This window comes from Steroidobacter flavus (assembly GCF_042651805.1).
GTDB classification, from domain to species: Bacteria; Pseudomonadota; Gammaproteobacteria; order Steroidobacterales; family Steroidobacteraceae; genus Steroidobacter; species Steroidobacter flavus.
The window spans coordinates 1,468,167-1,488,593 of record NZ_JBHSDU010000003.1 but is presented as its reverse complement, the minus strand read 5'-3'; the positions used below and the strand labels follow the sequence as shown (position 1 = coordinate 1,488,593).

Sequence of the window (20,427 nt, the reverse complement as noted above, 5' to 3'; positions counted from 1 at the left end):
CCATCGTCACAGGGATCGTTTGGATTTGTGACGCGACTCGCATTCCGCGGGGGCTTACTTGGCCAGGAAGTCGGTCGTCAGGGTCAACATCGCCCGCACGCCCGTGATCAGCCCGGCCTCGTCGAGATAGAACAGCGGCGAGTGATTGAACGGCACCTTGGACGCGTCCTTATCGCGCGGCGTGACGCCCACCCAGAAATAGATCGACGGAATCTCGGTGCCGAAGAAGGAGAAATCGTCGGCAGTGGTCTGCAGGCTGATCTGGGTCACATTTTCCTTGCCGACCAGTTGTTCGAACAAGGGCACGGCCCGGTTCGTCAGCTCCAGATCGTTGACCACCGGCGGCAGCGACACTTCGGGTCGAAACTTCACCTCGGCCTTCGCACCGCTGGCTTCAGCGATGTTGCTGGCGGTGGTCTGCATGCGCTTGATGATGTCGTCGCGCATCGCGCGGTCGAAGTTACGAACCGTGCCGACCATTTCCACCGAGTCGGGAATGATGTTGAAACGAATGCCGCCTTTGATGGCGCCGATCGTGATCACCGCCGGCACCTGGGTGATGTCGATCTGACGGGACACGATGGTCTGCAGCCCGGTGATGATCTGACCTGACACCGTGATCGGATCGACGCCATTCCAAGGCCGCGAGCCGTGCGTTTGCGCGCCCGTTACTGTGATCGTGAAATAGTCCGAGCCTGCCATGAGCGGGCCCGGCTTGTAGCCGATCACGCCGGTGTTGAGCGAGGCCATCAGATGCAGGCCGATCATCGCGTCTGGCTTGGCGATGTTGAACAATCCTTCTTCCATCATGAGCTTCGCGCCACCGCGCTCACCTTCGGGCGGACCTTCTTCGGCCGGCTGAAAGACGAACAGCACCTGGCCGGGCAGCGACGCCTTCATCTTGACCAGCGCCTCCGCGACGCCGAGCAGAATCGCGACGTGACCGTCGTGACCGCAGGCATGCATGACGCCGACCTTCTCGCCTCGGAAATCGGTCGTGACTTTGGACTTGAACGGCAGATCGTTCTGCTCGGTGACGGGCAGCGCGTCCATGTCGGCGCGCAGCGCGATGGTGCGACCGGGCTTGCCGCCCTTCAACAGCGCGGCCACGCCGGTGTGACCGATGCCGGTCTTCACTTCCAGACCCATGGCCTTCAAACGTTTGGCGATGAACTCCGCGGTCTTGAATTCCCGATTGCTCAGCTCGGGATTGGCATGCAGATGACGCCGCCACTCGATCACTTGCGGCTCGACCGCTTTCGCCGCCACGTCGATTGGCGACACGTCGGCGCTCGCCAGCACCGGTATCGCCAGGGCCAGGGCGCCGCCGGTGAGGGTGGAAGCAAGCTTGCGGGTGCGAGCGGAACGATGCATGCGGATCTCCAGTTGATCTTCGGTGGAGTGTACAAGCCCGCACCGGAGGGTGGTATTTTTCCGTCATGCGCGTCCTCGCCCTGAACTGCGGCAGCTCTTCCGTCAAAAGCGCCCTGATCGATACGGCGCACGGCCAGCGCCTGCAAGAAATGCAGGTCGAGAACATCGGCTCGGATCATGCGCGGCTGCACGCCGGCGATCAGGTGCGCGAGCTGGGGTCTGGTATTGATTTGCCGGCGGCAGTCGATGAATTGCTGGCGGCCTATCGGTCGGCGTCGCCCGAGGCGGTGGTCCATCGTGTCGTTCATGGCGGGGAGGGGTTTCGCGATCCGACGCTTTTGACTGATTCAGTGCTCCAGGACATCGAGCAGCTGAGTCATCTCGCTCCTCTTCACAACCCACCGGCCCTCGCTGCGATTCATCGCGCCCTTGCCGCGTTACCTGACGTTCCTCACTTCGCTGTGTTCGATACGGCGTTTCATTCGACATTGCCTGCTCATGCGCGCGAGTACGCGCTGCCGGGCGATATTCGGCAGCGGTTCGGTATTCGGCGCTTTGGCTTCCATGGGATCAATCATGCGCATGTGGCTCAGAGCGTCGCTGCCTATTTGAAGCGCGATGTTTCCAAGTTGCGCATTGTCTCTTGCCACTTGGGGAACGGCGCGAGTGTCACTGCGATTGATGGTGGGCGCAGTGTCGACACGAGCATGGGCATGACTCCCCTCGAAGGGCTCGTGATGGGCACGCGAGCGGGCGATGTCGATCCGGGTGTGCTGTTACAGCTGCGCCGTGAAGGTCATCTCGATGCGGATGAGCTGGATGATTTGCTCAACAAACGGTCCGGTTTGAAAGGGCTGGCTGGCACCAATGACATGCGAGAGATCGAACGCCGCGCCGCCGCGGGCGATCAGGATTGTGAGTTAGCCATTGCGATGTATGTCCACCGGATTCGGAAGTACATCGGGGCTTATGCGGCGGAGCTGGGCGGCGTGGATGCGATCGCCTTCACCGCCGGCATCGGAGAACACAGCTCGCTGATTCGTCGCCGCTGTTCGGAGCGGCTGGAGTTTATGGGGGCGCTGCTCGACGTCGCGAGTAACGACTCACTCAAACTAACGAGCGACCAACCCGTTGCCGCGTTCAACGCGGCCGACTCACGCGTGCATCTACTCGCTGTGCGCGCCGACGAGGAACTTGCGATGGCTCGCGCCACCGCCGCCGCGCTCGGTCGCCACTGACCGTGTGCGCCTACGCCCCAGCTCTGCCGACAACAGGCTGCGCGCAACGCGCTAGCGACTGCGCGAAGCGCAACCAGCTCAGCGCAAAGTCGTGACCCTAAGCCACTCAACAACCTTGAGCAGCGCATCCACGCTCTCATCTCCGGCCGCGCGGCTGTCGTTATAAATCTTCAGCTGCTGATGCGCACTGGTCCCCTCGCTGAGAATCCGCTCAATGGGCTCAAGCGCTTCACCGCAGTCGAGCCGAGCGATCTGCTCCCCACACGCATCGATCAAATCGCTGACGACCTTGGCTAGAGGCACGGCCTCATTGCAGGTCTCGAGAATGAACTCCGCCTTGACCCCGTCCCTCTTGGCCCGCCAGCGATTCTCATCGATGAGCCGACGCGTATGCGTGCTCCGCTCCTTGCCCATCTCGGGATTGGCCACCAACGTCGCGACCAGTGCGCGATACAGCGCTGCAATCGCCAACGTATCCTCCAGCCGTGTGCAAACATCGGCGATGCGCATCTCCAGGGTCGGAAATCGTAGTGCCGGTCGAATCGCCCACCACAGCTGAGAGGAATCGCTGATCGCGTCCGCCGCCCGCAGGCGATCCGTGAACGCCTGATAGTCCACTTCGTCGTGAAAGAAATCCGGAATGCCACTGCGCGGCCATTCGTCGTACAGCGCCTGGCGATAACTCAGCAATCCCGTGACCCGATGATTCCAAAATGGCGACGACGTGCTCAACGCCAGAAACACCGGCAGCCAACGCATCGCCCGATTCATCACGTCGATGCGATCGACATTCTCGGGAATAGCCACATGAATGTGCAACCCGCACACCAGGTTGCGTTGACTCACGATACGGAAGTCAGCCATCAACTTATCGTACCGCCGCTTCTCCGTGACAAGCTGCTCCTGCCACACACCCAACGGATGCGTGCTCGCCGCGACGATCTGCAGCCCATGACCCGCAACAACCTCGCTCAACCGTTGCCGCGTACTCGACATCACCTCGCGAGCTTCCGCGTGACTGCGCAGGATCGGCGACGCGATCTCGATCTGTGATTGCAACAGCTCGGACGTGACCACCTCACCGAGCTTGGCTCGTGCGTCATCCATGAGCCGGTCGAGAGAAGGCGTGCCGAGCATTCCCGTGGAGGCATCGACGAGAAAGAATTCTTCCTCGATGCCGAATGAGTGATCGAACGACATGAGCTACGGAGCGGGTAGAGGAGGCGGGACGACCGGAGGGACCGTCTGCAACCAGCGCAAGACTTCACTGACACTGCCCAGCCGATGCTTCGCGCGCGTCGCGGTGGCGTGGCCGACCCGAATCGACACGCCATTCATTTCATTCACGACGTCGAACGCATCCTCATCGGTGACGTCATCGCCGATGAACACCGGCGTGCGACCGATGAACGGCGCTTCCTGCATGAAAGAGGTAATGGAGCTGCCCTTGGTCCACGCACCGGGCCGCAGCTCCAGCACGCTCTTGCCCGCCTGCAAGGCGAAGGTCGGGCCGAGAGGCACCAGAACTTCGTTCATGACGCGATACACCTCTTCCTGCAGTTCCGGCGCGCGGCGAAAATGCATGGCGACCGCGTAGTGTTTGTCTTCCAACAAGAGTCCTTCATGCCCGCGCACGAAATCGGCAAGCTGATTGCGCACGCGCGCGATGAGCGCCGCGTCCACTTCAGGGCGGAGCACATGCCCATCGGCGGTGCGTCGCTCGCAGCCATGCACGCCGGAGCCGATGAACTTCAGCGGCGAGAACAGATTATCGAGGTTCGCGAGACTGCGGCCGCTGACCAGCGCCAGCGCCCCGTCGAGGCGCCAGCGAGTGGCTTCGAGCAAATGTTTCAGATGGATGGGCACGTGCACTCCCTGTGGCGTCTCGGCAAGCTCCAGCAGCGTGCCATCGACATCGAGGAACAGCGCCCACCCCTGCGTGTTAGGAGCGGATTCCGACATGACCGTGGACCATACGTGGCTTTGCCTCCTGGCTCAACTCCGCAGGCCCGTCGGTAGTTCTATTGCAGGCGAACCGGCTCCAGCAACTGCACGCTGAACTGCTTGTTCGGATCCATCCACACGCGCTTCACCGCCAGCCCGGCGGTCGCGGCCAGTTCGTTGAAGCTCTCGAGCGTGTATTTGTGGCAATACTCGGTGCGCAAATGTTCGCCGCGCCCGATGCGCACCTTCTCGCCGCCGAGGTGCACCGTCTGATCCTTCCTGCTGACCAGATGCATCTCGATGCGGCTCTCGTTCTCGACCCATACGGCGAGATGATCGAAAGCGTCGAGATCGAAGTCGGCGCCGAGTTCACGATTCACGTGACGCAGGGCATTGATATTGAATTCCGCGGTCACGCCAGCGGCATCGTCATAAGCTCGCTCGAGTACGCGAGGATCTTTGCGCAGATCGATGCCGATCAAGACCGCGCCATTCTTACCCACCAGATCCCGCATGCGAGCCAGCAGCGCGCGTGCCTGAGCGCGATCGAAATTGCCCAACGTCGAGCCCGGGAAATAAACGATGCGACGCTCCGCCGCGCGGATGAAATTCGGCAGCTCGAAGTTCTGCGTGAAGTCGGCGCAGACCGGCACGATGTGCAGATGCGGATAATCCTTCGCGAGCGCGCCCGCCGCCGCGAACAAATGTTCGCGCGAGATATCGACCGGCACGTAAGCGAGCGGACTCTCCAATCGATCCAACAGCAGACGAGTCTTCAAGCTCGTGCCACTGCCGAACTCGATCAGCGCCGCGTCCGGGCCGATGTACTGCGCCATCTCGTTCGCATGACCGTGCATGATCTGCAGCTCGGTGCGAGTGATGTAGTACTCGGGCAGCTCGCAGATGTTGTCGAACAGGAACGAGCCCAGTTCGTCGTAGAACCAGACAGGCGACAGTTCCTTGGGCTCTTTTTTCAGCCCGTCGAGGACGTCGTTGGTCAGTGTGTCTTGAGCGGATTTGGCGGGAGCGGTGCTCGGGTGCTTTGCCATCGTTCTTCCTTCGATTACAGGTCGCGCGCCAGGCGCACGCCCATGAACTGCCAACGAGACTGCGGATAAAAGAAATTGCGGTACGACGCGCGCACGTGATCGGCCGGTGTCACACACGAGCCGCCGCGCAGGACCAGCTGACTGCACATGAACTTGCCGTTGTACTCGCCGAGCGCGCCCTTCACCGCGCGATAACCGGGATACGCAACATAAGGAGAGGCGGTCCACTCCCACACGTCGCCGAACATTTGTTTCAAGCCAGGCTGATCGCCGGCAGGAAGAGGTTTGAGCATGTCGCTCTTCAATAAGTTTCCTTTCACCGGCAACGATTCGGCGGCGAGCTCCCACTCGGCTTCAGTGGGCAGGCGTGCGTTGGCCCAACGAGCGAACGCGTCCGCTTCGTAGTAACTCAAGTGACATACGGGGGCCGCCATGTCCAAGGGCTGCAAGCCTCGCAATGTGAATTCAGCATCGAGCGCCGGCGTCCAGTAGAACGGCCGCACCCAACCTTCCTGGTTCACCGTACTCCAACCGTCCGACAACCAGAATTCAGCGCGCCGATAACCGCCGTCGCGCATGAATTCCAGATACTCGCCATTGGTGACCAAGCGGTCGCCGAGCGCGTACGGTTCCACCAGAGTTCGATGACGTGGGGTCTCGTTGTCGAAACAAAAGTGCTTGCCCGTTGCACCGATCTCGCGAACGCCGCCTTCGAACGTCAGAAACTGCAGCGGGCCCGACGTACGTACCTCGGTGGCCGGTTGGGGTTTGCGGGTATAGGCCGGCAGCAACGGATTTTTTGACAGCAGATGCTTGATGTCCGTAAACATCAGCTCCTGGTGCTGCTGCTCGTGATTCATGCCCAGCTCGAGCAGCGGCTCGAAGTGCTCGTCGTCCTCGCCGCGCGCGTCCAGCAGTTTCAGCATGTGCTCGTCGACATACTGGCGATACGCGAACACTTCCTTCACCGTCGGCCGCGTCAGCAAGCCTCGCTCCGGCCGCAGGTGCATGGGGCCGACGGCCTGGTAATACGAGTTGAACAGGACCTCGAACCCGGCTTGAAAGGGCTGGTAGCCGTTCAGCAGCGGGCGTAACAGGAATTGCTCGAAGAACCAGCTGGTGTGCGCCAGGTGCCACTTGGCCGGGCTCGCGTCCGGCATGCTCTGCACCACGTAGTCCTCGACTTCCAGCGGACTACAGATGGCCAGCGACGCCTCGCGGATGCGGGTATAGCGGCAGGCCAGGGGTTCGTGGGAGCGATCGGGGACGGGAGTGGCTGCCGGGTATACCGCTGCCATGAAGGGACTCCTTAATATATGTGACCTGGATGTCTGCCGGTGCGTCACCCTTGTCCAAGGAGTCGCCCCCAACAACGCCCGATCGCACCGAAAAGTTGCAAACCCAAGTAAACCGCGGGGTTAGCCGCGGACCTGAGGACCGGAGAGTATAGAACCCCAAACCTGACAGCCTGCGCCGGCATTTCCGTGCGCATTTGTGGCCGGAATCGGTATGCAATAGCCATGCGGGTATCGGGTAAGGGCCGAATTTGGCCCTCAACCACTCGTTTTTCTTGACGCCTTGCCAAGCCCCCGCTCTAATACGCGCCCGCTCCGGCGCATGCCGCCGAAGCCACGTCTCCAGGCCCCGACCTCGTCCGGGCCCACCCTATGGCCGGGTAGCTCAGTTGGTAGAGCAGCGGACTGAAAATCCGCGTGTCGTTGGTTCGATTCCGACCCCGGCCACCATTCAGGCGATCACCACTTGAAGTCGATCCAGTTGACCGGGTCGCCTGGACGGCGCTTGCGCGCCTGGGTCCTCTCGAGGGTCGATTTCAGCAGCTCCAGCGGCGGGATGTGCCCGATGCCGAGCATGGAGGTGAAGTCCGGGGTGGCCGCGTCCGCAACCCGGGAATGGCCGACGAGGGTCTTGTCGTAGGTGAGGTCGTACTGCTGGGTCGTTGCGTTCTTGTCCATTCGATAGACCACCAGGTTCACGTTGCCGGCGGTCTGGCCGACAAAAGGCTTGGGATCGAACGCAGTGGTTTGCTGGATGTACTCCAGGAGCACGTCCTGAAGAATCCAGATAGTCTTGCCGCCCCAGGCCTGTGCCACTTCTGACTTCGCAAACAGCTGCGAGGCCATGCGACCAAACACCTGTCGATAGTTTGGTGTGTAAGGCGACTTCACGGCCCCGCGCAATGGACGTTGCTCTCTCAAGGCAAGGACGTCTGCCATGTGCTCGGTCAGTCCGCCGCCTCGCGTGCTGGAAGTCATGATCTCCAAAATGTATGGAGCGCCGACGAGACGCGGGTGCGGGCCGCCGCCGCTCTTGTCGACTTCCATCAGGATGTAATCGAACGTGAATTCGAAAAAGCGACCGGCGAGCTCGTTCTCTTCCGAATCGTCGCTCGAGGCGAACTTGAATTCCCACCAGCAGCGCACATCCGCGCCCGGGCGGATGGGGATCAATGCTCTCACCTCGGGCAGGATGACGGGCGGGCTCGTGCGCAGCTCCATCATTCGTTTCGGGCAGATGATCCAGGGCTTGGCTTCCGATTCATAGCGACGCTTGGTCGATACACTGCAGATGCCGAGTGGTGTTCTTAGTGCGGTGTAGTGGCGCGCGTAGATCCCGCGATCTGCATCGGTGATCGCTGGGCCGTTCGGGTCGAAGTAGGCGCGGTCGCCTCGATTGGAGGTCACGTCGCAGGGTTTGTCTGTGAACGGACAGTGGCAGCTCAACCAGTTGTCATGGGGCTGCTCGAGGGGCCCTTCATCGACTCTCCACCCAAACAGCTCGGCAATTCTCGCCATCAGCGGACCACCTTCTTGACCACCTTCGACGGAGTGCTCTCCTTTCCCTGCGAATTGTATGAGCGCACCGAAAAGTAATAAGTGCCCGGCGCGAGATTCGGCACGATGTAGCCGCTGGCGCTGGGATTGGGCAGCTCGATGGTCAGCGTGAGCTCGGTGGGTTTCGTGCCGTACGAGATGCGATAGCCGGCGAGATTGGCCAGCGATGTGCCGTTGTCATTCTGAGTCGGCGGCGTCCAGGTCAGCGTCGCGGTACCCGTGCCCTTGGCCGGCGAGAGTTGCGCGCCCGCACGGGCGCTCGTACCTGAACCCGTGATCGTAATCGTCGCTGGCGGTAGGCTCGTAGTATTGCCGTGTGAGTCGCGTACGCTCACGACAATATTCGAATAGATGCCCTCGGCATCCGCCTGCCCGACGATGCGGCCATCGCTCTCTCGGAAACGCATCCAGCCCGGTGCGCCGCTGATGGAGAACGTCAGCGTGTCGCCGTCGGGATCGCTGGCCTTCGGCATGAAGTAATAGTCGGCACCGACCCGCGTATCGGGAAGCTTGCCACTGATCGTTGGTGCGCGATTGGCGGGCGAGGCAGCGCCGGCACCCACAGCGAGCAGGCAGAGAACCAACCCAAAGTTTCGCATCGACATCTCCGTGCCATGGAACGATGGCGATGCCGATCGTAGCCTAGGGACTTAGATCGGTACCGAGAGATTGGTTCGGTCGCGCCAACAAGGTCCGCATAAAAAACTCAAACTGCCGTCGTTGCACATACGGAATCGGTCCGGTCGAGCGGCCCACGCTGTGCTCGCCGCCAGGAACGACCAACAGTTCGAAATCCTTATCCGCTTTGATCAGCGCGTCCACGACCTGCATCGTCGAGGCCGGATCCACATTGGAATCTTGCTCGCCCACGATTAACAAAAGACGGCCCTGCAACCTGGCGGCATTGTCGACGCCGGACGCGGCGGCATAACTCGCATCGACGGGCCAGCCGAGCCATTGTTCATTCCAGCTGATCTTGTCCATCCGATTGTCATAACACCCCGCGTACGCCACCGCGGCCTTGTAAAAATCAGGATAGAACAGCAACGCATTGAGCGCGCTCTGGCCGCCGGCGGAGGCGCCGTAGATGCCGACGCGACTGATGTCATAGGAGGGATCGCGGGCGGCGAGTGCCTTGTGCCAGAGAATGCGATCGGGGAAGCCGGAGTCCGCGAGGTTCTTCCACGAGATGTCATGAAAGGCCTTGGATCGATTCGCCGTGCCCATGCCATCGATCTGCACGACGATGAAGCCGAGATCGGCCTGTGCCTGCATGCCGATGACCTTGTCGCCGCCGGCATGGAAGCCGAACGGCCAGAAGCTCTTCGGCACAAAGCTGTCGTGCGGACCGGCGTAGATGTTTTCGAGCACCGGATATTTCTTCGCGGGATCGTAGTCGCGCGGGCGCACGATCAGGCCCCAGATGTCGCTCGTGCCATCGCGTCCTTTAGAAACGAAGGGCTCTGGCGGTCGCCAGCCGGCGGCGGTCAAGCGCGAGATGTCACCACGCTCGAGGGTCGCAATCAGCGTGCCGTCCGCACGGTGAAGCTCAGACACCGTAGGCAGGTCCACGCGAGAATAGGTATCGACATAGACGGACATGTCGGGCGCAAAACGCACTTTGTGGGTGGCGTCGGCCGTGGTCAGTCGGGTGAGATTCGCGCCGTCGAAGTCGATCCGAAACACGTGTTTGAAATATGGATCCTTCCCCGCATCCATGCCGCTCGCCGAAAACCAGAGGCGTCGCTGCGCGTCGTCCACCTTGAGCACGTCGCGCACGACCCAGGGGCCGCGAGTGATCTGCTTTAGTGCACCCGTCGCAGCGTCCGCGAGATACAAGTGTCGCCAGCCATCGCGCTCGGAAATCCAAACGATTTCTCGCGCGTCGTCGCCAACATCGTGTCGATAGCGACGATCGGCATAAACAAACGTTTTCGAATCTTCGGTGATCGCCGCTTTCGCCGCGCCCGTCTGGCCATCGACTTCGATCACTCGGGCCTGACTGTGTCCGCGTCGTTCGTAGTCAAAGGCGAACGTGCGGCCGTCCTTGCGCCACGCGGGCGGGGACATCTCATAGGGATTGGTAAACAGGGCGTTGTCGATATCGATCCGGCGGCGCTCGGCCACATGAAACAACACAGGCTGCTCAATGTCGACCGGATCGCCGGGCTTGGGATAGAGCTGCGTGCGGAGCGCAGGTTGCAGCTGATTCGACGGAGCCGCCTCGACCCGCGTGACGATGCGACGAAAACCGGGCCGCACACGATATACGACGAGCCGCGTCGAATCGGGCGACCAGGCGAGCGTCTCTGGATCGTAGAACTCGCCGGGCGTTCCGTCGGTGCTGAGCGCGATTGCATCCTTCGAGCCCACCGCGCGAACCACGACGTTGTCATCTTCGACCAGCGCTTCCCACTGACCGTCCGGCGATTTACGCGGATGATTATCTGCCGGTGCGTCCAGATCGCGGACCACACCGAACGCGCGTGGACGATTCATGTCGGCGGGATCGGCCTTGCGACAGGCATAACTAACGATGCCGCACGTCCAGCGTTCGTCGGCAATCGTCACCGTGATTGCGCGGTTCTCATCGGCATATTCGAAAGCATCGAACGGCAAGCGCAGCGGTTGATAGCTCTGTTGGGTCGCGTCGCTCAGCGCGACCGCCAGCTTTCCCGCGTCGAAAGGCGCGCGTCGCCTTTGAGTGCGCGCATCGATTTCAACGAAAGCGAAGCCGCCCTCGACGGTCTTGCGATAGTGAAATCGCTTGCCTTCATGCGTCCATTCGGCCGGGTCGGCGATGTCACGGGTGAGATACATCCAATCGTCGCGAAGGGACAGCGAGCGACGGAGCGCCGAGGGGTCGGAGGCGGCGGCCAGAGGCGGGGCCAGCAGGGCTGCAAGCGAGGCGATGGCAATGATCTTCATGGATGTATATCGTATACCATCGCATCGACCGGTGTGCGATGTGTGAAGATCGCTCGACATTCATTTCAGGAAGGTACGAATGGGCGCATCGATGAATCGACGGACCTTCGTTGCGGGGACGGGCGCGGTAGCCCTGATTGCTTCCGGCAAAGTGCCCGCGGTCACGACTTCGAGTGAAGCCTGGGAACGAGCGGCCGACATCGCGCGGAACATTCGGCCGCCGACCTTTCCCAAGCGCGTTTTCGATATCACCAAATTCGGTGCGGTTGCCGATGGCACAACCTTGAATACCGCAGCGATCGCGAAGGCCATCGTAGCCTGTGTCGGGGCCGGCGGTGGGCGGGTGCTGGTGCCGGCGGGCAAATTCCTCACGGGTGCGATTCATCTCAAGAGCAATGTCGAGTTGCACGTCGCCGAAGGCGCGACGCTTTGTTTCGACACCAACCCGGCGAGCTATCCGCTGGTGTTCACGCGGTGGGAAGGCATGGAGCTCATGAACTATTCGCCGCTCATCTACGCGTTCGAGCAGAAAAACATCGCCGTCACCGGCAAGGGCACGCTGGATGGGCAGGGAAGCGCCCAGCATTGGTGGCCGTGGAAAGGGAAGTGGGGCGGCACCGTGGATCATAGTTGGGTCGAAGGCATGCCCACGCAGCTCAAGGCGCGTGCGGATCTGTTCAATATGGCGGAAGCGGGCGTGCCGCCAGAGAAGCGCATCTTCGGCGCAGGCGGTTATCTGCGTCCGCCGTTCATTCAGCCCTATCGGTGCGAGAACGTGCTCATCGAAGGTGTCCGTTTGCGCAACTCGCCGTTCTGGAACATTCATCCCGTACTGTGCCGGAATATCACTGTGCGAGGCGTGGACGTGTTCGGGCACGGACCGAACAACGACGGGATGGATCCGGAGTCGGTGGATCACATGCTGGTCGAGGACTGCTCGTTCGATACGGGCGACGACTGCATCGCTGTGAATTCAGGGCGCAACGCGGATGGGCGACGTCTCAACGTGCCATCGCAGAACATTCTGATCCGTAATTGCCAGATGAAGGCGGGGCATGGCGGCGTGGTCGTGGGCAGTCAGATCTCGGGCGGCGCGCGTTGGGTGTTCGCCGAACAGTGTCACATGGACAGCCCGGATCTTTGGTACGCGATCCGGTTCAAGAACAACGCGCTTCGGGGCGGGCTGCTGGAGAACTTCTATTATCGTGACATCGACGTGGGGCAGGTCGGTCGCGCGGCCATCACGTGCGACTTCAACTACGAAGAAGGCGCGAACGGTGCGTTCACCCCGAAGCTGCGCAACGTCGTGGTGGAACGGATGCGGGTCGCGAAGGCCGGGCGAGTGCTGGATTCCCAAGGGTTGCCCAAGGCGCCGGTCGACGACATCACGCTGCGAGATTGTGAGTTCAACCAGGTCACGCAGCCCAGCACTGTGAAGTACACCCGCAGCGTGAGGCTCGAAAACGTCCGTGTGAATGGCGCGCTGGTGAAGTCGCTCGAATCGTGATCGATCATAGGGCTCCCGCGCCAGAGGCGGGAGCCCGTCGCTAACTCACAAAGTCTTGTCCAACGTCCACTCGATGATCGTGGGATTGTTCGCGCCGTCGTTGTACGCGCCTTGCGCCGAATCGCCAGTGACGATCGTGTCTTCCGCCAGGAAGTAAACGCCGCCGACGTTCACGGTCACCGTGGCGCCACAGCTGTTGGTCACCTGGATGTACTCGTTCGGCGTCCGGCCGAAACCATCGACCCTCATGTTCGTGCCGCTGGTATCGAACGTCAGATAGTTATTCGAGGCATTCGCGGCGAGGTTGGTGGTGTGATCGATGTGATATGCGCAGTTCTGCGCATCTTCGTAGTCCCGCTGCACGCGCACCCCGCCGCTGCTCACATAGAAATAGTGATAGCTGCTCGCAGGATCGTCCTGCGGATCGATCTCGAACTCGACGTCCGCCGTGATGAGCGTGGAGCTGTCGTGATGCGATTCGGTCAGTCGGCTGCCGAGCACCCAGGCCCTGCCCACTTCTGACTGTTCGCGATCGTTCACTCTCGGTGCCGCGATGAAATGATCCTCGCCCTGATCGGGCAGCGGAATCCAGAAGTCCATGTGCAGAGCCTGCAACTCCTCGACATCGAATCCCAGCGGGATGGGCGTTGCCACCCGGTAGCTGAAGTCGCCGACGGGCACGCCATGCTGGCCCAGATTGATGTGCCCGATGACCTGGTTCTCGATCACCAGATTGATGTTGAAGTTGCCGAGTTGTTCCGGCGTGACGCCGTCGACGGTGAATTCCAGATTGAGATTGTCGTTGTTGCCGTCTTCTGGCGTCTCCATCACTTCGATGCCGCTGGCATCGTTCACGAGCTCGCCGGTGATGTTGTCTCGAACGGTGAGCAGATCGCGAATGCGCAGATCTCCGCCAGCTTGTCGCGGCGTACGCTGCAGGACGCCCGTGGCCTCGGGATTGTCGGAGCTGAAATCAGGCAGCCGAGCGAACGCTTCGCCCACGGTTAAGCCCAAGCGCAACGAGTCCACCAGGGAAAGGCCGGTGTTTCTGACCAGGCTCAGATCGGTGTAACCGTCCCAGCTCACATACACGCCGCTGTCGCCGGCGATCGCATCGGCCATGTCCGTGCGGAAGGTGTTGCACGCCCCCAGAATGAACAGCTGATCGTTCAGCCCTTGAGGATAGTAGTGGCGGAAGAAGTCCGCCGTCACAGCGATCGATTGGTGCAGCCGGCCCCGGTAGTGAATCACGCCCGGGTGCTGGAGGCTCTGCAGGTCCTGAGCGGTGCCATGGAATCGCTGCACGAGCAAGTCAGTGAGACCGTCGGCGCACTTCTTCTTGTCCGAGCCCACCGGATTGGAGTCCTTCTTCTTGCACAACGTGCCGCCGTGGGTATCGATGTGAATGACATCGTAGTTCTCTAATTGAGTCAGCGTGTCCACCGTAACTTGCGGGGCGGACTCTATGGTCGTCGCCAGGTAAGTCACATTGCCTGCGTAGCCGCGCACGGTATTCAGCTCGGCGGCAATCAGCTCACCGGCGTTGCCGAAGTTCTCCTCGTAGCGAAACGGCGAGAGCACCAAGGCGCGACGCTGCGTGGCGTTGTCGCTCGTGATCTTTGAGCTCAGCGCGGTGCGAACGGTCCTGAGTTTCTGCGCGGTCGCCGGGCTCATGGCACTCTTGCTGGAAGCCGCGCCGGCGGCAGCCGCTGGGCTGGCAAGAAACTCCTGGTCACCCGTGACGTCGACGATCATCGGGCGCCCGCCCGCGAGACGAAACCCCAGCACGGGGCCGTCGACCGTCACATCCGCAATGTCACTTTGCGAGGACAGAAAGGCTGCCGCCTGATCGATGGCGACGCCATTCTCGAGCTGTTGTGCAACCTCATCGCTCAACGCGAGGCTGCGCTCGATAGTCGCTAACGAGACTTCGTTGAAACTGCAGGGGTAGCTGTCCTGGACGCAATCGAGCGCGGTTTGCTCGCTCGGCGAGCCATTGGGCGGCGATCCGCCGCTGGGGCCTTCGCCCGTTGAGCTCGTGCTCGAGTCAGAGTCTGTTCCGCCACCGCCGCAGGCGGCGATCGTGAGACTCATGAGTCCGATGGCAATCAGCCGCTGCGGGCTGCGAAGCGTGTCCACGTCATTCTCTCCATTATTGAAACCTCACCAGTCATGCGCAGCCCGGTCGCTTGACGGCTCATTGTTTCGGAGAGAAATCGGTCAATTGCCCTTCAGGGCGAGCGGGGGCGCTTAGAGCGCCGCCGCCACTTCAGGTCTCAATCAAATCTTCTGCGCTCCAGCGCGTCCATGTTCGACGACATAAGACGCCAACGTACTGACTGGCGCATCTTCAACGAGCACGCTCGGCACGACGCGATAGTCCGTCTGCCACTGCTCGCGCGAAATCGCGCAGCGGACGTAGCCGTGATGATTGTCATTGAAGAGCTGATGCGGGTTGTTCACGTCGCCGCCGTATCCAGTCGTCAACACGCGATCGCCGCCACTGCTGATCGAAGTGCCGACGAACTCGGTCGCCACCGGCTCCGCATCGAGATTGTTGGAATCCGGCGGAACGTCACGCACGTAGTTCGCATGCACGTCGCCGGTGATCACGACGGTGTTATACAGCCGTTGCGCCGTGATGAAGTCGAGGATGGCGGCGCGGTCGAACGGATAACCATCCCACTTTTCGCCGCCATACGTCTTGATCGCTGGATTCGCATTGCCATCGGTCGGCGCGAACGGCACTTGATTGGCAAGCACGTTCCAACGAGCGCGTGAACGATTCAGGCCGTCGATCAGCCAGTCGCGCTGCTTCTCGCCGGTGATCGTCCGGGAGGGATCGAGCGCTGACGGGCAGTAGCCGTCAACGCGCTCAGCCACCGTGCAACCTTCGGGCGCACCGGCGGAGCGATATTGGCGCGTGTCGAGAACGTGAAGCTGCAACAGTCGGCCGAAGCTCAGGCGGCGATAGAGCTGCAGGTTCGGTCCTCTCGGGAACGAGGTCCGGCGCAACGGCATGTGCTCGTAATAGGCTTGATACGCACGAGCACGTCGATCGGCAAAGATCGGAGTATCCGCTTCATCTTGCGGAATGAAGCCGGCGTAGTTGTTCTCGAGCTCGTGATCGTCCCAGGTCACGATCCAGGGGAACGCCGCGTGCGTGGCTTGCAGGGCGGGATCGGATTTGTATTGAGCGTGACGAATCCGGTAATCGTCGATCGACATGATCTCCGTGGCCGGCAAGTGTGCGCGCACACCGGCGCCGCCCGGGCCTTCGTAAATGTAATCGCCCAGGTGCACGACGAAGTCGAGGTCTTCTTCCACCAGGCGCCGATACGCGGGGAAGAAACCGTTCACCCAGTTCTGGCACGAGGCGAACGCGAACGTCAGATCACGTTGTGGCGCGCCGAACAGCGGCGCGGTGCGCACGCGACCGACCAGGCTGACTTCGCCGCCGACTTCGAACTGATACCAATACCAGCGGCCCGGCGGCAGATGATCCACTTCGACGTGCACGGAATGCGCGAGCTGCGGAATCGCGAGGGACGCGCCACGTCGCACGACTCTGCGCATTTTTTCATCGAGCGCGACTTGCCAGCGCACGAGCACGGGGCGATCGGGCATGCCGCCGTTCGGCTCCAGCGGTTTGGTGGCGAGTCGGGTCCAGAGAACGAAGCCGTCGGATGTCGGATCGCCGGAAGCGATGCCCAGCGTGAACGGATAACCGCCCAGACGTTCCTTCGAATCAAAGGGCGAGAACGTCTGCGCCGACACCGCGGTGCTCAACAACACCGCGCCCATTCCAGTCAGAAAGCCACGTCGGCCGAACAGGGCCGGATGTTTATCATGTCCCATGCTTGCATCTCCGCGTGCGGGTCGAAGATGCAGTATCGGAGACGCGAATGACCGTTTCGTGTCGTAGAAATTTTTCAGCGATGGCCCGTGCCGGTCTCGAGCTCGTCGCCGTTGACGCGCATCTCGCCGTTCAGCGGCAAGCTCAGCACGCAGAGCAGGCCGTCCGGTTTGAATTCCATCTTGCCCGTGCCGCCGAAGTCATAGGGAACGACGTGCTCGATCAGCTCCGAGCCGAAGCCGCGGCGACTCGGAGAGCTCACATCGACTTTGGTCTCGCGCCAGGTCAGCACCAGCGCCGGCTTGTCCGCGGTGCCATCGATGTTCCAGGCAACATTGATATGACCAGTGGGATTGGCGAGCGCGCCGTACTTGAGCGCGTTGGTCGCCAGCTCATGCATGGCCAGCCCGATGTTCTCGGCCGCCTTGCCCGACAGCGTGATCTCCGGGCCGGACAGGCTCAACTGATGGTCGCTCTCGTTGCCGGTCGCTTCGATCTCGCTGCGGATCAGCGTGTGCAAATCGATGCTGGCATCGGGCGAGCTCGTCAAAACATTGTGGGTGCGAGCCATGGCATTGATGCGGCCGGCGAGGGTATTCGAATACGCTTCGACGCTGTCGCTCGACTTGCCGGTGCGTTGCGCGACCGATCTCACCACCGCCAGAATGTTACGAACCCGGTGCTGCAACTCGTGTAACAACACTTGCTGCCGATCCTGCAGGCGCAACAGCTCGTGAACGTCGGTCGCCGTGCCGAACCATTCGGTCGGCTTGTTACTGTCGCCCCACACCGGCGTCGCGCGCAGGTGAACGGCTTTGTATGCGTTCTCTTTCACATTCCACAGCTTGTGCTCCATGCTCAGCTGGCCGGTCAGCTGGGCGTCTTGCCAGGCAGCCTTCACGCGCTCGCGGTCTTCTTGCGCCACCACCTCCAGCCACCCGAATTCGAGTGCCGCTTCCGCGGACTGGCCGGTGAATTCGGTCCACTGCGGGCTCGACCACGTGCGGTGACCGCCATCGCTGGCGCGCCAGACCAGCTGCGGAATGCCCTCGACGATTGCGCGAAGTCTCGCCTCACTCTCGCGCAATCTTTCCTCGGCGCGCGACAGCCTCGTCACATCGAGGAACGTAACGACCGCGCCTTCGATCACGTTGTTGATACTGCGATAAGGAAGGATGCGCGTGAGGTAGTGCGAATTCGTTTGCTGGCTGACGGTTTCCCGCTCGATGGTGCCGAGCGTGCGGATCACCCGGCGCACATCGCCTTCGAGATCCTCATAAGCGATCTTTTTCGCGATGTGATGAATCGGCCGGCCGATGTCGGTCTCGATCAAATGCAGGATGTCGGACATCTCCGGCGTGAAGCTGGTGATGCGCAGATCGTTGTCGAGGAAGATGGTCGCGATCTGGGTGCTTTCCAGCAGATTCTTCAGGTCCGAGTTGGCGCGTGCCAGCTCCTCGACCCGATGCGCCAGCTCGCCGTTGACGGTCTGCAGCTCCTCGTTCAGCGACTGCAGCTCTTCCTTCGATGTTTCCAGCTCTTCGTTGGAAGATTGCAGCTCTTCGTTGACCGACTGATATTCCTCGTTCGACGCCTTGAGCTCTTCATTGGTGCTCTCCAGCTCCTCGATGGTCGCTTGCAGGCGATCGCGTGTGACGCGCAATTCCTCCTCGAGGCGGCGCACGTGCTCGTCCGTGACCCCGCCGCCGCTGCTGGCGACGAAGTTGGCCTGATCCTCCTCGTCGGTGACTATGTGACCATCCTGCAGGATGATGGCGTAACGGGAAGGCTGGCCCAGCGCGCTCTCGATAGGTTCGACGGAGAGCGTGACGAACATGGTCTTGCCGTTCTGACCGACGCGCAGGCCGCTGACGCGGATCGTCGTGTTCTCGCTTTCGGCGCGATGCAGGGCCGAGCGCAGGTCCATGCGCAGGTCGCGATGAACCAGATTCATGATATTGAGGCTCGCCAGCCCGGTCGGCGGATCGAGATATTTGCCCGTGCGACCCGAGAAGTGCACTACGTCGTGGTTCTCGTCGACGATCAGGTAGGCGGGCGCATAACGCTCCATGATGCGCTCGGCCTGTTTGTTCAGCGCGGCGCCGTTACTGGTATTGACGCGAGCGGTGCGCGGCGTCTCCGCGACGCCCCGTCGATCGGCATTCGCCATCAGAGGAAAGTCCGGCAGGATGCGCGTGAGGCCTTCGACATGCCGGAAGATTCGATAGCGCCGGTCCACCGTGGCAAACAACTTGCTATGGCGTGTGACATTTTCTGAATTGCCGAGGAACAGGAAGCCGCCGGGGCGTAGCGCGAAATGGAACAACGGGATGACCCGGTTCTGCAGCTCGGCGTTCAGATAGATCAGCAGATTGCGACAGGAGACCAGATCGAGTCGCGAGAACGGCGCGTCTTTGATCAAATTGTGTTGCGAGAAGATGCACATCTCGCGCAGCTCTTTCACGATGCAATACGTGTCGCCTTCCTTCACGAACCAGCGGGCCAGGCGCTCGGGCGTCACATCCTGTACCGCCGAGGCTGCGAACCGCCCGACCCGTGCCTGCGCCAACGCGCGATTGTCGATGTCTGTCGCGAAGATCTGGATGTGCGGAACCGCGTCCAGCCGGGCGGAATATTCCCTCAATAGAATGGCGATGGAGTACGCCTCTTCGCCGGTCGCGCAACCGAGCACCCACACGCGCAGGTGGTCGTTACTGCCTTTGCCCTCGAAGATTTTTGGAATGACCTCGCGCTCGAGCGCCTCGAATTCCTTGCGATCGCGGAAGAAGTGAGTGACGCCGATCAGCAGATCGTTGAACAGATTCTGCGCTTCGTCGGGCTCGGCGCGCAGGTGGTCGAGATAGGACTCGATGGTCGGCATCTGCGTCACCTGCATGCGGCGCTGGACGCGGCGCAGGAAGGTGTTGTGTTTGTAACCGTGAAAATCGTGACCGGTGCGATTGCGGAGCACGGTTGCGATACGCGCCAGTGCCGGTCCGGCCGCGGTCACGATCTCGTCGAAATTCTTCGGCGACGGCACTGGAGCGACGCTGCCCAGATGCGCCACCAGACGCTGCACGATTTCGTTGATCGGCGCGACCACGTCGGCGATCGCCACCGCCGACTGCAGACTCATCTCTGAATGGTCTTCGCCGGGCAGGCGCTGCGCGAGCGTGAACCCGCCTTGTTCCTTGATCGAAGTCACACCGAGCGTGCCATCGCCGCCGACACCGGCGAGCACCACGCCGACCGCGAATTCCCGTTCCTGCTCGGCCAGCGGCACGAGGAAGCTGTCGATGGTGCCGCGCTCGCCCGGCGCTTCCTTCGCCGGCCGCACGCGAAACTGATTGCCGGAGACCGTGACCTTCATTCCCTCCGGGGCGAGATAGATCCGGCCGGCCTCGATGGACATCTGGTCCTCGATCGCGACCAGCCTGCTGGTGGCGGCCGCTTTGATTTCATCGAGCCGGGCCGGCGTCACCGGATCCTTGGATTGCAGCACGATGACGAGCGCGGCGCTGCGCAGCTCGTGACTGGAGCGCAGGAACTCATCCAGTCCGCCGTTATGCGCGGGGGCGCCGACACCGATGACAACGGTCTGACGCGCGCTGCCCGTGGCACTCTCATCCGGCGACGATCCTGGAGTTTTGTCGTTGCTGGCCACTGATCACCCGCAGTT

13 protein-coding genes and 1 tRNA gene are annotated in these 20,427 nt (G+C 61.6%); 3 read left to right on the top strand and 11 right to left on the bottom strand.

Going from position 1 to position 20,427, the window contains the following annotated elements:
- Positions 1 to 54: 54 nt before the first annotated feature.
- Entirely contained in the window at positions 55 to 1,374 is a 1,320-nt protein-coding gene (locus ACFPN2_RS11950; RefSeq protein ID WP_380596829.1) for an amidohydrolase, read from the bottom strand.
- 65 nt (positions 1,375 to 1,439) lie between these two features.
- Between ACFPN2_RS11950 and ACFPN2_RS11945 the strand changes: the two genes are divergently transcribed.
- A complete protein-coding gene (locus ACFPN2_RS11945; protein WP_380596828.1) occupies positions 1,440 to 2,612 on the top strand; it encodes an acetate/propionate family kinase in 1,173 nt (390 codons plus the stop codon).
- Between the two features lie 78 nt (positions 2,613 to 2,690).
- Here the strand turns inward: ACFPN2_RS11945 and ACFPN2_RS11940 are convergent, their stop codons facing one another.
- From ACFPN2_RS11940 to egtB, 4 genes are read right to left on the bottom strand one after another with little or no spacing between them, the layout of a single operon-like run.
- Entirely contained in the window at positions 2,691 to 3,812 is a 1,122-nt protein-coding gene (locus ACFPN2_RS11940) for a carboxylate-amine ligase (RefSeq protein ID WP_380596827.1), read from the bottom strand.
- Positions 3,813 to 3,815: 3 nt separating this feature from the next.
- Positions 3,816 to 4,574, bottom strand: coding sequence for a trehalose-phosphatase (gene otsB, locus ACFPN2_RS11935; RefSeq protein WP_380596826.1), 759 nt, complete (start codon positions 4,572 to 4,574; stop codon positions 3,816 to 3,818).
- 59 nt (positions 4,575 to 4,633) lie between these two features.
- Entirely contained in the window at positions 4,634 to 5,605 is a 972-nt protein-coding gene (gene egtD / locus ACFPN2_RS11930) for an L-histidine N(alpha)-methyltransferase (protein ID WP_380596825.1), read from the bottom strand.
- Positions 5,606 to 5,619: 14 nt separating this feature from the next.
- Complete coding sequence (gene egtB, locus ACFPN2_RS11925; RefSeq protein WP_380596824.1) at positions 5,620 to 6,903, bottom strand: ergothioneine biosynthesis protein EgtB; 1,284 nt, start codon at positions 6,901 to 6,903, stop codon at positions 5,620 to 5,622.
- A 371-nt stretch (positions 6,904 to 7,274) separates the two neighbouring features.
- Here egtB and ACFPN2_RS11920 point away from each other — a divergent pair.
- Positions 7,275 to 7,350: transfer RNA gene (locus ACFPN2_RS11920), tRNA-Phe, on the top strand.
- Between the two features lie 9 nt (positions 7,351 to 7,359).
- Here ACFPN2_RS11920 and ACFPN2_RS11915 read toward each other — a convergent pair.
- From ACFPN2_RS11915 to ACFPN2_RS11905, 3 genes are all read right to left on the bottom strand, one after another.
- Positions 7,360 to 8,307: a PDDEXK family nuclease gene (locus tag ACFPN2_RS11915; protein ID WP_380596823.1), complete on the bottom strand. Its 948-nt coding sequence runs from the start codon at positions 8,305 to 8,307 to the stop codon at positions 7,360 to 7,362.
- Positions 8,308 to 8,417: 110 nt separating this feature from the next.
- The gene (locus ACFPN2_RS11910; protein ID WP_380596822.1) at positions 8,418 to 9,056 is read right to left on the bottom strand and encodes a fibronectin type III domain-containing protein; all 639 of its coding nucleotides are present in this window, start codon (positions 9,054 to 9,056) and stop codon (positions 8,418 to 8,420) included.
- Between the two features lie 43 nt (positions 9,057 to 9,099).
- Positions 9,100 to 11,385 carry a S9 family peptidase gene (locus ACFPN2_RS11905; RefSeq protein ID WP_380596821.1) on the bottom strand — a complete coding sequence of 762 codons (2,286 nt, stop codon included), beginning with the start codon at positions 11,383 to 11,385 and terminating at the stop codon, positions 9,100 to 9,102.
- Between the two features lie 91 nt (positions 11,386 to 11,476).
- Here ACFPN2_RS11905 and ACFPN2_RS11900 point away from each other — a divergent pair, with 91 nt between their 5' ends.
- Complete coding sequence (locus ACFPN2_RS11900) at positions 11,477 to 12,892, top strand: glycoside hydrolase family 28 protein (RefSeq protein WP_380596820.1); 1,416 nt, start codon at positions 11,477 to 11,479, stop codon at positions 12,890 to 12,892.
- Positions 12,893 to 12,937: 45 nt separating this feature from the next.
- Here the strand turns inward: ACFPN2_RS11900 and ACFPN2_RS11895 are convergent, their stop codons facing one another.
- The 3 genes from ACFPN2_RS11895 to ACFPN2_RS11885 all read right to left on the bottom strand — a co-directional run bounded on the left by ACFPN2_RS11895 (position 12,938) and on the right by ACFPN2_RS11885 (position 20,412).
- Positions 12,938 to 15,031, bottom strand: coding sequence for a hypothetical protein (locus ACFPN2_RS11895; RefSeq protein WP_380596819.1), 2,094 nt, complete (start codon positions 15,029 to 15,031; stop codon positions 12,938 to 12,940).
- Positions 15,032 to 15,172: 141 nt separating this feature from the next.
- On the bottom strand, positions 15,173 to 16,750 hold the full coding sequence (locus ACFPN2_RS11890; protein ID WP_380596818.1) for an alkaline phosphatase D family protein: 1,578 nt from the start codon (positions 16,748 to 16,750) through the stop codon (positions 15,173 to 15,175).
- Positions 16,751 to 16,824: 74 nt separating this feature from the next.
- Positions 16,825 to 20,412: a CheR family methyltransferase gene (locus tag ACFPN2_RS11885; RefSeq protein ID WP_380596817.1), complete on the bottom strand. Its 3,588-nt coding sequence runs from the start codon at positions 20,410 to 20,412 to the stop codon at positions 16,825 to 16,827.
- Between the last annotated feature and the right edge of the window lie 15 nt (positions 20,413 to 20,427).

Coding starts and splice junctions, on each gene's coding strand:
- ACFPN2_RS11945 (WP_380596828.1), top strand. CDS start 1,440: ATGCGCGTCCTCGCCCTGAACTGCGGCAGCTCTTCCGTCAAAAGCGCC.
- ACFPN2_RS11900 (WP_380596820.1), top strand. CDS start 11,477: ATGAATCGACGGACCTTCGTTGCGGGGACGGGCGCGGTAGCCCTGATT.
- ACFPN2_RS11890 (WP_380596818.1), bottom strand. CDS start 16,750: ATGGGACATGATAAACATCCGGCCCTGTTCGGCCGACGTGGCTTTCTG.
- ACFPN2_RS11910 (WP_380596822.1), bottom strand. CDS start 9,056: ATGCGAAACTTTGGGTTGGTTCTCTGCCTGCTCGCTGTGGGTGCCGGC.
- egtD (WP_380596825.1), bottom strand. CDS start 5,605: ATGGCAAAGCACCCGAGCACCGCTCCCGCCAAATCCGCTCAAGACACA.
- ACFPN2_RS11950 (WP_380596829.1), bottom strand. CDS start 1,374: ATGCATCGTTCCGCTCGCACCCGCAAGCTTGCTTCCACCCTCACCGGC.
- ACFPN2_RS11940 (WP_380596827.1), bottom strand. CDS start 3,812: ATGTCGTTCGATCACTCATTCGGCATCGAGGAAGAATTCTTTCTCGTC.
- egtB (WP_380596824.1), bottom strand. CDS start 6,903: ATGGCAGCGGTATACCCGGCAGCCACTCCCGTCCCCGATCGCTCCCAC.
- ACFPN2_RS11905 (WP_380596821.1), bottom strand. CDS start 11,385: ATGAAGATCATTGCCATCGCCTCGCTTGCAGCCCTGCTGGCCCCGCCT.
- otsB (WP_380596826.1), bottom strand. CDS start 4,574: ATGTCGGAATCCGCTCCTAACACGCAGGGGTGGGCGCTGTTCCTCGAT.